This window comes from Teichococcus wenyumeiae, assembly GCF_003696345.1.
GTDB classification, from domain to species: Bacteria; Pseudomonadota; Alphaproteobacteria; order Acetobacterales; family Acetobacteraceae; genus Pseudoroseomonas; species Pseudoroseomonas wenyumeiae.
Map to the genome: position 1 here is coordinate 1 of NZ_RFLX01000028.1, position 14904 is coordinate 14904.

Here is a 14904-nt window from a genome sequence, read left to right on the forward strand (position 1 = left end):
GCCCGCGTTCTGATCGGCGACAAAGGCTATGACAGCAACCGCTTCCGCCAGGCCCTGGCCGCTCGCAGCATTGAGCCCTGCATGCCGTCATGCCGTGGCCGCAAGCAGCGCATCCCGCATGGCAGGATGCTGTATCGCCAGCGGCACCGTATCGAGAACATGTTCGGCAGGCTCAAGGACTGGCGCCGCATCGCCATGCGCTATGATCGCTGCGCCCACACCTTCATGTCCGCCATCTGCCTCGCCGCCACCGTCCTCTTCTGGATCAAGGAGTCCTGAGCCTAATCTGAAAGAAACTCTCGAAGCATTACTCAGTGCGCTTCGTGAACTCGAACACATTAAAGCGACTTGCTGTTGCTGCTCGGCGGACGGCAACATCAACATAGAACGAAAGGCCTGCCTGAGAGACTTAGGACTCCGGCCCGCAAAACTCAGGCACCTGCCGGAACCCCACAAGAAGGGTCGCGATGAGCACTTCATTGTCTGACCAGCTGGCCAACGAGGCCAAAATCGGATGGCGATGAAAGCGCGCCGCAGGCTGCTGCTTCTCATAGTGCTTGCCCTGTTCATTGCTGTGGGCGGATCTTATGCGTGGAAGCAGTTCAATAGCAGCGGCCTTCCTGAAGGGTTTGCCAGCGGAAACGGGCGCATCGAGGCAACTGAAATTGATGTCTCGACCAAAACTGCTGGACGCGTCAAGGAAATCCTGGTTCGGGAAGGCGAATTCGTTGAGGCAGGACAGGTTCTTGCCTACATGGATACCGCGCAGCTTGAGGCCCGGAAGAGAGAGGCCGAGGCACAGCTGCAACGGGCAAAGATTGCTGTCGAGACAGCGCGGAGCCTTGTTGCGCAGCGTGAGGCTGAGAGGACCGCAGCCACCGCTGTTGTTGCGCAGCGGCAGGCAGAACTCGACGGTGCGGCCAAGCGTTTGGCGCGGTCCGAGCGGCTGGCGGCAAGCAATACAGTGTCCATACAGACGCTGGATGACAACCGCGCCGCTCATGAAAGTGCTCGCGCCGCAGTGAGCGCTGCGCAGGCGCAGCTAGCTGCCTCGGACGCAGCGATCAGCGCTGCCAAGGCACAGGTCGTGGATGCAGAGGCCTCGGTAGATGCCGCGCAGGCAACGATCGAGAGCATCGTGGCTGACATCAACGACAGCACGTTGGTCGCACCGCGGGCAGGTCGCGTTCAATACCGCATCGCCGAGCCGGGGGAGGTGCTGCCGGCTGGTGGCCGGCTGCTCAACCTCGTTGATCTAAGCGATGTCTACATGACCTTCTTCCTGCCGACTGCGCAGGCAGGGCGCGTCGAGATCGGGGAAGAGGTTCGCATTGTGCTCGATGCAGCGCCCCAGTACGTCATCCCAGCCAAGGTAAGCTTCGTGGCCGATGTCGCGCAGTTCACCCCTAAAACCGTGGAGACTGCTGAAGAGCGGCAGAAGCTGATGTTCCGCGTCCGGGCGCAGATCTCGCCCGAGTTGCTGGAGCGGCATATCCGCCTGGTGAAGACCGGACTGCCCGGAGTGGCTTATGTTCGGCTTAATCCGCAGGCCGAATGGCCGGCAAGCCTGAGCGGCCCGCTGGTGCAATGACTGAACGCGCACCTGTTGCTGAGGAGCTTGGCAAGCGACCAGTCGCCGCGCGGATCAAGGCTGCCTCCCTCAGCTATGGCAAGACCCTGGCTCTCAAAGAAATCAACCTAGAGCTTCCGTCAGGCATCATGACAGGACTGATCGGGCCCGACGGAGTGGGCAAGTCCAGCCTGCTGTCCCTGATCTCGGGCGCCCGCGCTGTCCAGCAAGGCAAGATTGAGGTTCTGGAAGGGGATATCGCGAACAAGGAGCACCGGGAATGCATCTATGCTCGGATCGCCTATATGCCGCAGGGGCTGGGCAGGAACCTCTATCCCACTTTGTCGGTCTTCGAGAATGTGGACTTTTTTGGCCGGTTGTTCGGACATAACAAGCAGGAACGTGCGAAGCGCATTGCCGAACTGCTGCGCAGCACGGGTCTTTCTCCCTTTGCCGACCGGCCGGCGGGCAAGCTCTCAGGAGGCATGAAGCAGAAGCTTGGTCTCTGCTGCGCATTGATTCATGACCCGGACCTGCTGATTCTCGACGAACCAACAACCGGCGTCGACCCTTTGTCGCGCCGCCAGTTCTGGGAACTGATCGACGATATCCGCCAAGGCCGGCCTGACATGAGCGTGGTTGTCGCGACCGCCTATATGGAGGAGGCTGAGCGCTTCGACTGGCTCGTGGCGATGGATGCCGGCCAGGTGCTCGCAACCGGAACGCCTGACGAGCTGCGCCAACGAACAGGGGCGCAAAGCCTGGACGCCGCTTTCATCGCTCTGCTGCCAGAGGAGAGACGGCGAGGGCACCAAGACGTTGTCATTCCGCCAAGGCGTGATGTGGAGGGCGAGGTTGCCATTGAGGCCGAGCATCTGACGATGCGGTTCGGCAACTTCACTGCAGTCGATGACGTGAGCTTTCGTATCGATAAAGGAGAGATCTTCGGCTTCCTGGGCTCCAATGGCTGCGGCAAAACCACCACCATGAAGATGCTCACAGGCCTTCTGGTCCCGAGCGAAGGTCAGGCGCGCCTCTTTGGTCAGGAGGTTGAGCCAGGCGATATGAAAGTTCGCCAGCGCGTGGGCTACATGTCGCAGGCCTTTTCCCTCTATACCGAACTGACGGTGCGGCAGAATCTCGATTTGCATGCCCGGCTCTTCGGCATGAAGGCGGCAGCAATTCCCGCGCGGATCGAGGAGATGGTCTCCCGTTTTGGCCTCAACGAAGTGCTGGATGCTTGGCCCGATGCCTTACCGCTCGGTATTCGCCAGCGGCTTTCGCTGGCCGTGGCACTGGTTCATTCGCCGGAGATCCTGATCCTCGACGAGCCGACGTCGGGCGTGGACCCGATCGCGCGTGACAGCTTCTGGCGCATCCTCTCGGACTTGTCACGGCAGGACCATGTCACGATCTTTGTCTCCACCCATTTCATGAATGAGGCACAGCTTTGCGACCGCATCTCGCTCATGCACGCGGGGAAGGTGCTGGTCAGCGAGAAGCCCAGTGTCATCATGGAGAAGCGCGGCGCGAGAACACTGGAAGAGGCCTTCATCGGCTATCTCGAGGACGCCATACAGGAATCGGCAGACAGCGAACCCGCAGAGTCGGAAAGCATGCCAGTCCAGGCCGTCGCTCCAAAGCCAGCGCAACCTGCACCGCAGGCGATGTCGAAGCGCTTTTTCGACCTTCGCCGGCTCTTCGCCTATACCCAGCGCGAATCCCTGGAACTGCGACGCGACCCCATCCGGGCAACCCTGGCGCTTCTTGGCAGCGTGATCCTGATGTTCGTGATCGGCTATGGCATCAATATGGATGTCGGTAACCTGACCTTCGCCGTGCTTGATCGTGACGATACGACGACGAGCCGTGACTATGCGCTGCAGATCGCCGGCTCGCGCTACTTCACCGAGAAACCTCCGATTACCGACTATGCCGATCTGGACCGGCGCATGCGCAACGGCGAGCTGAACCTGGCCATTGAGATTCCGCCAGGTTTTGCTCGCGATGTGGCCCGCGGCAAGGCTGTTGAGATCGGCGCCTGGATCGATGGTGCAATGCCGGCCAGGGCGGAAACGGTTCGCGGGTATGTCCAGGGTATACATCAGGACTGGCTGACCCAGAAGGCCAGGCAGCGCTATGGAGATGCGGCGGTTACGGGCAACTTCCAGCTGGCCGTCCGCTACCGCTACAATCCGGACATCCAGAGCATCGTGGCCATGGTGCCGGCTGTGATCCCGCTGCTGCTGCTGATGATTCCCGCCATGTTGGCTGTCCTTAGCGTCGTCCGTGAAAAAGAGCTGGGCTCGATCATCAACTTCTACGTGACGCCCGTCACGCCCCTTGAGTTTTTGCTGGGAAAGCAGCTCCCCTACATCGCGCTGGCGATGATCAATTTCGTTATGCTGACCGCATTCGCCATCTTCGTCTTTCGTGTCCCTTTTACCGGCAGCCTGGTGACTTTGACCGCCGCAGCCTTCCTCTATGTCACTGCCACGACCGCGTTAGGACTGGTGATATCGGCTTTCATGAAGAGCCAGATCGCAGCCATTTTCGGCACGGCATTGCTGACCTTGATACCGGCTGTACAGTATTCCGGCATCATCGATCCCGTTTCGTCCCTGCAGGGCGCGGGAGCGGTGATCGGCCGGATCTATCCCACGACTTATTTCGTGACGATTTCACGCGGGACCTTCTCCAAGGGGCTGGGTTTCAGCGATCTTTGGACCGACTTCGTGCCGCTGCTGATCGCCATTCCGGTGCTGCTCCTCTTGGGCACCCTGCTTCTCAAGAAACAGGCAGGATGACGATGCGGGGCAGGAACATCCTCCAGCTTGGCATCAAGGAACTGCGGGGGTTGGCGCGGGACCCGATGCTCCTGGTGCTGATCGTCTATGCCTTCACACTCTCGATCTATACCGCATCAAGAGCAATGCCGGAGACATTGAACCAGGCGGCGATAGCCATTGTAGACGAGGATCAGTCGCCGGTATCCGCACGCATCATTACCGCCTTCAATCCACCCTACTTCAGCGTGCCACGCATCATCTCCCAGTCTGAGATGGACCGCCGAATGGACGCCGGCCTGGACACCTTCGCCTTGGATATTCCACCGAACTTCCAACGCGACCTCCTGGCAGGACGCTCGCCCACGATCCAGCTCAATATCGATGCCACACGCATGACACAGGCGTTCTCGGGCGGCGGCTATGTTCAGTCCATCACCTTGAATGAGGTTGAAGAGTTCCTGGCTGGCTATCGTGGAGGCACCACGATGCCAGTAGACCTCGTTCTGCGCTCCCGGTTCAACCAGGAGCTTAACAAGGGCTGGTTCGGCGCCATCAACAATGTCATCTCCTCCGTTACGATGCTTTCCATCATCCTGACTGGCGCGGCGCTGATCCGGGAACGCGAGCATGGGACCATCGAGCATCTGCTGGTCATGCCTGTAACAGCAACAGAGATCATGCTCAGCAAGATATGGTCCATGGGGCTGGTGGTGCTCGCCGCTACAGCCTTTTCGATGATCTTTGTTGTACAAGGCCTTCTGTCCGTTCCGATTTCTGGGTCTGTCACACTGTTTTTGGCAGGGGGAGCTCTGCAGCTGTTTGCGACGACGTCGCTTGGCATTTTCCTTGCCACGGTAGCAGGATCGATGCCGCAGTTCGGCATGCTGCTGATGCTTGTCTTGTTGCCGATGCAAGTACTATCCGGCGGTACCTCACCACGCGAGAGTATGCCCGAGATCATCCAGACGATCATGCTGGCTGCCCCTAACACCCATTTTGTCATGTTGGCGCAGGCCGTTCTATTCCGGGGAGCCGGCCTAGACGTCGTCTGGCCGCAGCTCCTTGCGATGCTGGCTATCGGGGCAGCGCTCTTCGCCTTGTCATTGAGACGGTTTCGCCAGTTTCTCCGTTGAAGGCGGAAATTTCATTACATATGATTACATGTGAGGTAGCATTCAGGCTGCCCCGATCAGATTCGGACCGAGTGGACAGCTCTACCTTGTCGGCAATCTCTGGAGCTGTGGTGTCATGAGCGAGGCAGATGTCAAGGAGCTGCTGTGGCGCAATCCTCTTTTCATGAGCCTACCAGACGCTGCGCTCGACGAGGTTCTTTTTGCCAGCAAGCTACGGAAGATCCCGGCGAAAACCACCATCTTCCATCAGGGGGACATTCCGAAGGAGATGGTGGCGCTTGGCAATGGAATCGTAAAGGTATGGCAAATGCGCAGTGGAGGGGCCACCGCCACCATCCATGTTCTAGGACCGGGCGATCTTATTGGCGCTACCGCGGTATTTGGCCGACTTCCGCTTCTGGCAACAGCGACAACGGTAACAGATTGCGTCTTGCTATCTTGGGCTGTGGCGCTGACCCACGATCTGATGGAGCGTTTCCCTGTGATCAGGCTCAATGCCCTAGGTTATGTCAGTCTCCACGCTGAGGAACTGGTGCAGCGTCTCGGCGAAATGGCTACTGAACGGGTCGAGCAGCGCATCGCCAGATCCCTTCTCCGGCTTGCAGATCATATCGGACTGGCGGCTTCGGGCGGCGTTGAGATCGGCTATCCGTTGTCCCGGCAGGATATCGCCGAGATTGTGGGAACCGATCTTTATGTCGTTAGTCGTGTTCTGCATGACTGGACAGATCGCGGCTTCATCATGGCGGGACGCCTTCGGATCATCCTCTGCGACAGAGAGCGGATCGAACAGATTGCTACCGAGGGTAGATGAGTGGTGTCCAGCCACACTTTTTTTTTACACACGCGGGCTGGCCCATTTGCGCTAACGCAACGAATATCCACTGCCGCTCCCACATAGTCGCTGGCCAACCAACGTGCGAAATCGCACACAGGCCGAGGGCCCCGCCAGTGAGCCAGTTCGTCGATCGGCTTCTGTTCTTTCGGAAATACAAGGGGACCTTCGCCAGCGGCCATGGCGTGGTCACGGACGAGAACCGGGCATGGGAGGATAATTATCGCTCCCGCTGGCAAAGCGAGAAGATCGTCCGCTCTACCCACGGCGTGAACTGTACCGGCAGCTGTAGCTGGAAGATCTACGTCAAGAATGGCCTTGTGACCTGGGAAACCCAGCAGACCGATTATCCGCGGACACGTCCGGACCTGCCGAACCACGAGCCTCGTGGTTGCCCACGCGGGGCAAGCTATTCGTGGTACCTCTACAGCAGCAATCGCATCAAGTATCCGCTGGTGCGCGGGCGGCTTCTGACCATGTGGCGCGAAGCCCGCCGGACCTTGGCGCCTGTGGCAGCCTGGAAAGCCATCCAGGACGATGCAGCCAAGCGGCGCGATTATCAGCGGGTGCGTGGGCTGGGCGGTTTTGTGCGAGCGGACTGGGATGAGGTCAACGAGCTGATCGCAGCCGCCAACATCCACACCATCAAGCAATGGGGCCCGGATCGCGTCGCCGGCTTCTCGCCTATTCCTGCCATGTCGATGATCAGCTACGCCGCAGGTACGCGTTATCTCAGCCTGATTGGCGGAACCTGCCTCTCCTTCTACGACTGGTACTGCGACCTGCCACCGTCGTCACCGCAAACCTTTGGTGAGCAGACGGACGTACCGGAGAGCGCCGACTGGTATAATTCGGGCTATCTGCTGTTGTGGGGCTCGAATGTCTCCATGACACGGACGCCGGATGCGCACTTCTATACCGAAGCCCGCTATCGGGGCGCCAAGAGCGTTGTGATTGCGCCGGATTTCGTTGAGGTTGCGCGGTTTGCCGATCTTTGGCTGCACCCGAAGCAGGGGACCGACGCAGCCCTGGCACTGGCCATGGGCCATGTGATCCTGAAAGAGTTCTTCATCGACCGGCAGGTCCCCTACTTTCAGGACTATGTCCGAAAGTACTCCGATCTCCCCTTCCTTGTGATTCTGGAGCCGCGCGAGGAGGGCTTGGTGCCAGGCCGGATGCTGCGGGCTGCCGACTTTCCCGATGCGCTTGGGCAAGAGAACAACCCCGATTGGAAGCCGGTTTACATTGACCAAGCCAGCGACGATGTCGTGGCACCGCAAGGCACTGCCGGCTTCCGCTGGGGCGAGCAGGGCAAGTGGAATCTGGAACCAAGGGATGGCCGTGACGGGCATGACATTTCGCCCCGCCTGTCGCTGGTGGGTGAGGAGGTTGCGACTGTCTCTTTCCCTTATTTCGGCAATGCCGGGCGCTTTGGACTCACCGATCACGCGCCAGTTCAGCACCGCAGCGTTCCGGCCCGTATGCTGACTCTGAAGGATGGGAGCCGCGTCCAGGTGGCGACTGTCTTCGACCTGATGCTGGCTAGCTATGGCATTAGCCGGGGCCTGGGCGACAAGGCGGCCAACAGCTTCGACGACGACGTTCCAGGCACGCCTGCTTGGCAAGAACGGATCACCGGCGTACCGCGGGATCGGTGCATCGCCGTTGCCCGTGGCTTCGCAGCCAACGCCGAGGCGACAAAAGGCCGCTCAATGGTCATCCTCGGGGCTGGTCTGAACCACTGGTACCACATGGACATGTCGTACCGGGCTATCATTGCAATGCTGACTCTCTGCGGTTGCATCGGCCAGTCCGGCGGGGGCTGGGCGCACTACGTCGGCCAGGAAAAGTTGCGCCCACAAGCGGGCTGGCTGCCGGTCGCCTTCGCGTCTGACTGGGTACGGCCGCCACGCCAGATGAACGGCACCAGCTATTTCTACGCGCATACCGATCAATGGCGCTACGAGCGCATGGAACTGCGCGAGCAGATCTCGCCACTGGCTGACCCAGCTCGGTGGTCCGGCACCATGATCGACTGCAATGTCCGGGCGGAGCGTGCGGGATGGCTGCCGAGTTCGCCGCAGTTGAAGCGCAATCCTCTGCAGGTCGCCCGAGAAGCACGTAAGGCAGGCAAGGAGCCTGTGGCTTATGTCGCGGACGGGTTGAATGACGGCACGCTGCAGATGGCCTGCGAGGACCCGGATGCGCCGGAGAACTGGCCTCGCAACCTGTTCGTCTGGCGCTCCAACCTGCTCGGCGCCAGCGGCAAGGGGCATGAGTACTTCCTCAAGCATCTCCTCGGAGCCCGCAACAACGTGCTGAACGAGGAGAGCGATCAGCGCCCTGAGGAAGTGGTGCGCGGCGATGTCGCGCCCGAGGGCAAGCTGGACCTGCTGGTCACGATCGACTTCCGCATGAACACCACTACGCTGTTCAGCGACATCGTGCTGCCGACAGCCACCTGGTATGAGAAATCAGACCTCAATACAACCGACATGCACCCCTTCATCCACCCCCTGCAAGCGGCGGTGGACCCGGTCTGGGGTGCGCGCGCTGACTGGGCGATCTTTCGCGAGATCGCGAAGACCTTCCAGCGTCTCGTACTGGGAGAACTGGGTGTCGAGGAAGACTTGGTGCTGACCCCGACACTGAAGGACACGCCCTCCGAACTGTCGCAGCCGTATGGGGCAGCGGAAGACTGGCGCCACGGAGCGGCGAGGGGTGAGCCAGGCCGCACCATGCCGGCGATTACCCTCGTGTCACGCGACTATCCCGCCACCTACGACCGCTTCACCAGTGTGGGCCCGCTGCTGGAAGAACGTGGCAACGGCACGAAGGGAATGGTCTGGGACACGAAGGAGGAGGTGGCGCATCTTCGCTTGGTCAATCCACCTGAGCACGATGATCGCCCGCGCATGCGCGACGATATGGACGCGATTGAGGCGGTTCTGTCGCTGGCGCCGGAGACCAATGGCCATGTCGCGCTGAAGGCTTGGCAGGCTCTTTCAAAGGCCACGGGGCGGGACCACACGCATCTGATTGCCCGCCGTGTGGACGAGAAGATCGAGTTCCGCAACATCGCATCCCAGCCGCGCCCGATCCTGACCTCGCCGGTCTGGTCAGGGATCGAAAGCCATGAGGTCTGCTACAACGCCGGCTGGACCAATGTGCATGAGCTGATCCCCTGGCGCACCCTGACCGGGCGGCAGCAAATCTACCAGGACCACCCCTGGCTCCGTGATTTCGGCGAGTGCTTCGCGACCTATCGTCCGCCGATCGACACACGCTCGGCCTCTGAGGATCTGACGCGGTTGCATGACAACGGCAACAAGCCGCTGGTGCTGAACTTCCTGACGCCGCACCAGAAGTGGGGCATCCACAGCACCTTCACGGAGAACCTGATCATGCTGACGCTGGGCCGTGGCGGCCCCATTGTCTGGATCAGCGAGAGGGATGCCGCTTCCGCCGGCATTGAGGACAATGACTGGATCGAGGCTTTCAACCGCAATGGCGCCCTGGTTGCGCGTGCCGTTGTCAGCCAGCGCATCCCGCAGGGCGCGGCCTTCATGTATCACGCGGCCGAGCGGACAGCCAATGTGCCCGGCAGTGAAGTCACGCAGAACCGGGGTGGCATCCATAACTCCGTCACGCGCGTGGTGCTGAAGCCCACCCACATGATCGGCGGCTATGCCCAGCTTTCCTACGGGTTCAACTACTACGGCACCGTGGGGTCGAACCGTGATGAGTTCGTCATCCTGCGCAAGATGGTCAAGGTAGACTGGCGCGACCGCCCCTTGTCGGAGAAGCGGCCCATCATGAAAGCTGAAGAATCCACCCGTCTCGAAGGACATCGGGCATGAAGATCCGGGCACAGATCGGCAAGGTTCTGAACCTCGACAAATGCATCGGGTGCCACACCTGCAGCGTCACCTGTAAGCAGGTCTGGACCACGCGTCAGGGTATCGAATACGCCTGGTGGAACAACGTCGAGAGCAAGCCAGGCGTCGGGTACCCGCAGGACTGGGAGAACCAGGAACGCTGGCGCGGTGGCTGGGTGTTAGGAAAGGGCGGCGCGCTACGCCCCAAGACGGGTGGCAAGTGGCGTATCCTGTCGAAGATCTTCGCCAATCCGGAACTTCCTGAGATCGACGACTATTACGAGCCCTTCGACTACGAGTATTCCTATATCCACGGCGTGTCGGAGAGCGAGGCGGCACCGACGGCGCAGCCTGTCTCCATCGTTACCGGCGAACGCATGACGGTGAACTGGGGACCGAACTGGGAGGAATCCCTCGGCACGGAGTTCCACAAGCGCTCCCATGACTACAACTTCAAGGATGTCGAGAAGACGATTTACGGGGAGTTCGAGAACAGCTTCCTGATGTTCCTGCCACGCTTGTGCGAGCACTGCCTGAATCCTTCCTGTGTGGCATCCTGTCCTTCCGGCGCCATCTACAAGCGGGAGGAGGATGGTATCGTCCTTATCGACCAGGAGAAATGCCGCGGCTGGCGCATGTGTGTGACCGGATGCCCATACAAGAAGGTCTATTACAACTGGCATACAGGGAAGTCGGAGAAATGCATCTTCTGCTATCCGCGAATCGAGAGCGGGCAACCAACGGTGTGTTCCGAGACCTGTGTCGGCCGCATCCGCTATCTTGGCGTGATGCTCTATGATGCCGACCGCATCCTGGAGGTCGCGGCCCAGCCTGATGTGCAGGATTGCTACCAGGCCCAACTCGACATCTTCCTGGACCCGCATGACCCGGCGGTGATTTCCCAGGCGCAGAAGGACGGCGTACCGGACACCTGGATCGAGGCAGCGCAGCGTTCGCCTGTCTACAAGATGGCCTGCGACTGGAAAGTGGCCTTTCCGCTGCATCCGGAATACCGCACGGTCCCGATGGTCTGGTACATCCCGCCGCTTTCCCCGATTCAGGAGGCAGCGGATGCTGGCGTGCTTGGCACGCTGGATGGCATTCCCGACGTGGACGGTCTGCGCATTCCGGTCCGGTATCTCGCCAACCTCCTGACGGCGGGCAAGGAGGAGCCAGTACGCCACACGCTGCGCAAGCTGCTGGCGCTCCGGGCCTATATGCGCCGGCGGAGCATCGAGGATGTGCGAGACACCTCCGCGCTTGACTCCGTTGGGCTGACGGAACGTCAGGCGGAGGAGATGTACCGGGTGATGGCAATCGCGAACTACGAGGACCGTTTCGTGATTCCGACGGCACATAAGGAAGTGGCGGAGAACGCCTATGACCAGCGCGGCATCGCTGGCTTCCACTTCGGCCAGATGACATCCGAAGGCAATAGCCGCTTCATGCTGTGGGGACAGGATACCCGCAAGACGCGCGGCGAACGCTTTCCGCTGGACAGGAAGTAACGCCATGCTCGCCTGCAAAGCCCTGGCTGGGCTGCTGCTTTATCCTGACGAAGCGCTGATCGACTCCCTGCCGGAGATCGGTGACATCCTGCGCCAAGCAGCTCTTCCGCCTGCCGAGACGGAGGCGCTTCTCCAGTTCTGCAATCGTCTTGCCGCTACTGATTTGATGGAGGCCCAAAGCGAGTACGTGGCGCTTTTCGACAGCGCGCCCTCGCTCTCCCTCTACCTTTTCGGTCATGTCTACGGCGATTCCCGCGAGCGCGGGCAGGCCATGGTTGACCTGCTGGAGGATTACCACCGCATGGGGCTCGACATGACGGCGGACGAGCTTCCCGATTTCCTTCCGGTCTTTCTTGAATATGCGTCTCTTCACGAGGCCCCGCAGGCGCGTCTGCTGCTCGGAGAGGTTGCGGAGGTTGTGTCTCTACTGGCAGCGCGGCTGGAGCGGCGTGGCGCCTCCTATGCGGCCGTGCTGCGCGCGATCGAGGCCCTGAGCGCACGACAGGCTGACCGCGAGGTCGTGGAGGCGCGCCTTGCTGAAGGCGAGCCTGAGGACACGCCCGAGGCGATCGACGCGCGCTACGAGGAAGCACCGGTGAACTTCATGGAGCCGGCGGTCGAGGACAGTGCCTGCTCCAAAGCCGCCTCGCTCGTCGCGCAATTCAGCCGCGACCCACCGCCACGTTCCCGCCCTCTGAACCCGTCTGACGGCAGCTAGGAGACCGTGTCATGGATTGGCTGAACCAGTTCCTGTTCGGGTTTTATCCCTACCTCTGCATGATCTGCTTTTTCCTGGGAAGCTGGGCGCGCTTCGACCGCAGCCAGTTCTCCTGGCGCAGCCAGTCCAGCCAGTTCCTGCGCCGGCAGCAGCTGGTCTGGGGCAGCAACCTGTTCCACATTTCTATTCTCGGCCTGTTCGTCGGCCATACCGCGGGGCTGCTGACGCCGCCGGAGGTCTACCACGCCCTGGGCCTGACGGTGAAAGCCAAGCAGATCCTGGCGATTGTCACCGGCGGCCTTCTGGCCGCGATGGGCGCCGTTGGCGGGGCCATGCTGATCCACAGGCGCCTGACGGATTCACGTATCCGCCAGACCAGCAAGCCGACTGATATTTTCATCCTGTTGTTCATTTTCTTTCAGCTCTGCCTCGGTATCGCGACGCTGCCGGAATCCGCGCAGAACCTGGATGGGACCTACATGCTGGTGCTGGCCGAATGGTCCCGGAGCATCCTGCTGTTCCAGCCGGGCTCTGCCCAGCTCGTCAGCGATGTTCCCTGGGTCTACAAGCTCCACCTGGTCTGCGGCATGACCCTGTTCCTGCTCGTCCCCTTTACCCGCTTGGTGCATGTGTGGTCCGCGCCGGTCTGGTTCGTGGGGCGGCGGGGCTGGCAGATTGTCCGTAAGAACGCGAACATTGCCAAGGAGGGCGTGTGATGCGCGGCCAGGCAGCCTTGCTGCCGGCCTTGGCTGTGCTGCTCATGGCGGCGGGCTCCGCCACCGATGTGGCGCCCACGCCCGGCTTCGCCCCCTTCGGCGATCAGGTTAGCGAGCAGCGCCTGCCGCTCTATCATCGCGTGACAACGATGATCGCTACATCGGCGCCGATCAACGATCCTGGGGTGATCGAGGCCAAGCGCGTGGGCTTCGCGATGATCGTGGATCTCCGGCCTCCCAGTGCCGACACGGCCTCGGAAAAGCAGCATGCCGAGTTCTCCCGCATCCGCTACGTCAACATCCCCATCCAGGGTGTGCCCACGGATGAGCAGGTGAAGCAGTTCGCAGAGCTTGTGGCAGAACCCAGCAACCTGCCCCTGCTGCTGCACGGGGCGAGTATCGACCAGTCCGGCGCCATGTGGGCGCTCTACCGGGCTTCGCTCGGCGTGCCGGTGGCCATTGCTTTCGAGGATGGCGCGACAGCGGGGCTCCAGGCCAGCGGCCCCGCCGTGCAGGCCAGGCTGGCTGAAAGGGCACGCACGCAGGGAGGGCAGCCATGATCAAGGTGGACGGAGTAGTGATCCCTGAGGAACTGATCGCCCTCGAGGTGCAGTTGCAGGATGCGGAGGACCCGGCCGCCGCCTGGGAATCCGCCGCCCGCGCCCTGGTTGTTCGCCAGGTCCTGCTGGCGGAGGCCGCCGCGCGCGGCATCAGCGACCGCGATCCCGAACCGGGGGAGGAGCCGGACGAGGCGGCGATCCGCCGGCTGCTTGAGACGGAACTGAACCTCCCGGAACCCACGGAGGATGAGTTGCAACGCTGGTTCGCCCGCAACCAGGAACGGCTGCGGCTACCCGACCTCTGGCAGGTGCAGCACCTCCTGGTGGCCGCGGACCCCAAGGACCAGAAGGCAACACAGGCGGCGCAGGCGAGGGCCGAGGCTCTGCTGGCCGAGGTGCTGGAAGACCCCGACCGCCTGCCGGTGCTGGCCCGCCAGTTCTCGGACTGTCCCTCGAAGGCGCAGGGCGGCGACCTCGGCCTCATCGAACGCGGCAGCACGGTGCCGGAGTTCGAGGCGCATCTCGCCGTGCTGGAGGCCGGCCAGGTCTGCCCCACGGTGGTGAGGAGCCGCTACGGCGTGCACGTCATCCGTGTCCTGGCGCGGGAAGCCGGGCGCGTGCCGCCCTTCGCGGCCATGCGCGGGCGCATCGTTGAGTTCCTCCAGGAGGCCAGCTGGCGCCAGGCGGTGCAGGGCTATATCGCCGCGCTGGCCGCGCGCGCGCGCATCCAGGGCTTCGACCTGTTCGAGGGGGAGAAGGCGCCGCCCCGTCCCTCCGCCTGGCCGGCCGGATCGTCCTGCACCTCGGCGGACCTGCCCGCCGGCCCCCAGCCAGGGCGCGGCGCCGGCCTCGCGAACGCGGGGGGCTGCGGGTGATTGCCCCGCCCTCTGCCCCCATAGGCAACCCATAGTCCTTGCGGATGCTGCTGGTCAGCACCCTGCCTTCATGGTTCGCTTTGCGATCTGGATGATGTTCGGAGCCGGGGCTGGGTGCTTCCGGCCTCTGCTGAAGTCCACGCCCTTGCTGGCCCGCGCCATCTCCGCCTGCCACTCGGCATCTCCACACAGACTGGTTCGGCGGCCACATCGTCATGGCTGCGCTGCTACTGGCCTCTGCGGTACGGGTCTGGCTGGGGGGCGTCTGTCCGGGTCGAAGGGAGACCCCGCTGTGGCAGCCTTTATGAACAGGCGGCCGAGG

Annotated in this window: 11 protein-coding genes; all 11 read left to right on the forward strand. The window is 61.9% G+C overall.

Annotated elements, in window-relative coordinates:
- Nucleotides 1-279, forward strand: a 279-nt coding sequence (locus tag EBE87_RS22360) for a transposase (RefSeq protein ID WP_147425994.1), incomplete at its 5' end; no start/stop codon positions are given.
- Nucleotides 280-514: 235 nt separating this feature from the next.
- Nucleotides 515-1591: an HlyD family secretion protein gene (locus tag EBE87_RS22365; protein WP_233553127.1), complete on the forward strand. Its 1077-nt coding sequence runs from the start codon at nt 515-517 to the stop codon at nt 1589-1591.
- Nucleotides 1555-4377 carry a ribosome-associated ATPase/putative transporter RbbA gene (gene rbbA, locus EBE87_RS22370; RefSeq protein WP_120637565.1) on the forward strand — a complete coding sequence of 941 codons (2823 nt, stop codon included), beginning with the start codon at nt 1555-1557 and terminating at the stop codon, nt 4375-4377. Before EBE87_RS22365 ends, rbbA begins: the two co-directional genes overlap by 37 nt.
- On the forward strand, nt 4374-5492 hold the full coding sequence (locus EBE87_RS22375) for an ABC transporter permease (protein ID WP_456316266.1): 1119 nt from the start codon (nt 4374-4376) through the stop codon (nt 5490-5492). Before rbbA ends, EBE87_RS22375 begins: the two co-directional genes overlap by 4 nt.
- A gap of 115 nt (nt 5493-5607) precedes the next feature.
- The gene (locus EBE87_RS22380; protein ID WP_120637566.1) at nt 5608-6306 is read left to right on the forward strand and encodes a Crp/Fnr family transcriptional regulator; all 699 of its coding nucleotides are present in this window, start codon (nt 5608-5610) and stop codon (nt 6304-6306) included.
- 137 nt (nt 6307-6443) lie between these two features.
- Nucleotides 6444-10187: a nitrate reductase subunit alpha gene (locus EBE87_RS22385; RefSeq protein ID WP_120637567.1), complete on the forward strand. Its 3744-nt coding sequence runs from the start codon at nt 6444-6446 to the stop codon at nt 10185-10187.
- Nucleotides 10184-11713: a nitrate reductase subunit beta gene (gene narH, locus EBE87_RS22390; RefSeq protein ID WP_120637568.1), complete on the forward strand. Its 1530-nt coding sequence runs from the start codon at nt 10184-10186 to the stop codon at nt 11711-11713. Before EBE87_RS22385 ends, narH begins: the two co-directional genes overlap by 4 nt.
- Nucleotides 11714-11717: 4 nt before the next feature.
- Complete coding sequence (narJ, locus tag EBE87_RS22395; protein ID WP_120637569.1) at nt 11718-12431, forward strand: nitrate reductase molybdenum cofactor assembly chaperone; 714 nt, start codon at nt 11718-11720, stop codon at nt 12429-12431.
- A gap of 11 nt (nt 12432-12442) precedes the next feature.
- Nucleotides 12443-13147 carry a respiratory nitrate reductase subunit gamma gene (gene narI, locus EBE87_RS22400; protein ID WP_120637570.1) on the forward strand — a complete coding sequence of 235 codons (705 nt, stop codon included), beginning with the start codon at nt 12443-12445 and terminating at the stop codon, nt 13145-13147.
- A complete protein-coding gene (locus EBE87_RS22405; protein WP_120637571.1) occupies nt 13147-13707 on the forward strand; it encodes a fused DSP-PTPase phosphatase/NAD kinase-like protein in 561 nt (186 codons plus the stop codon). Before narI ends, EBE87_RS22405 begins: the two co-directional genes overlap by 1 nt.
- The gene (locus EBE87_RS22410; RefSeq protein WP_120637572.1) at nt 13704-14582 is read left to right on the forward strand and encodes a peptidylprolyl isomerase; all 879 of its coding nucleotides are present in this window, start codon (nt 13704-13706) and stop codon (nt 14580-14582) included. Before EBE87_RS22405 ends, EBE87_RS22410 begins: the two co-directional genes overlap by 4 nt.
- Nucleotides 14583-14904 lie beyond the last annotated feature (322 nt).

What these genes read in the sequence shown, in the direction of transcription:
- EBE87_RS22405 (WP_120637571.1), top strand. Translation starts at nt 13,147, where the DNA reads ATGCGCGGCCAGGCAGCCTTGCTGCCGGCCTTGGCTGTGCTGCTCATG.
- EBE87_RS22375 (WP_456316266.1), top strand. Translation starts at nt 4,374, where the DNA reads ATGACGATGCGGGGCAGGAACATCCTCCAGCTTGGCATCAAGGAACTG.
- narI (WP_120637570.1), top strand. Translation starts at nt 12,443, where the DNA reads ATGGATTGGCTGAACCAGTTCCTGTTCGGGTTTTATCCCTACCTCTGC.
- EBE87_RS22380 (WP_120637566.1), top strand. Translation starts at nt 5,608, where the DNA reads ATGAGCGAGGCAGATGTCAAGGAGCTGCTGTGGCGCAATCCTCTTTTC.
- narH (WP_120637568.1), top strand. Translation starts at nt 10,184, where the DNA reads ATGAAGATCCGGGCACAGATCGGCAAGGTTCTGAACCTCGACAAATGC.
- narJ (WP_120637569.1), top strand. Translation starts at nt 11,718, where the DNA reads ATGCTCGCCTGCAAAGCCCTGGCTGGGCTGCTGCTTTATCCTGACGAA.
- EBE87_RS22365 (WP_233553127.1), top strand. Translation starts at nt 515, where the DNA reads ATGGCGATGAAAGCGCGCCGCAGGCTGCTGCTTCTCATAGTGCTTGCC.
- rbbA (WP_120637565.1), top strand. Translation starts at nt 1,555, where the DNA reads ATGGCCGGCAAGCCTGAGCGGCCCGCTGGTGCAATGACTGAACGCGCA.
- EBE87_RS22410 (WP_120637572.1), top strand. Translation starts at nt 13,704, where the DNA reads ATGATCAAGGTGGACGGAGTAGTGATCCCTGAGGAACTGATCGCCCTC.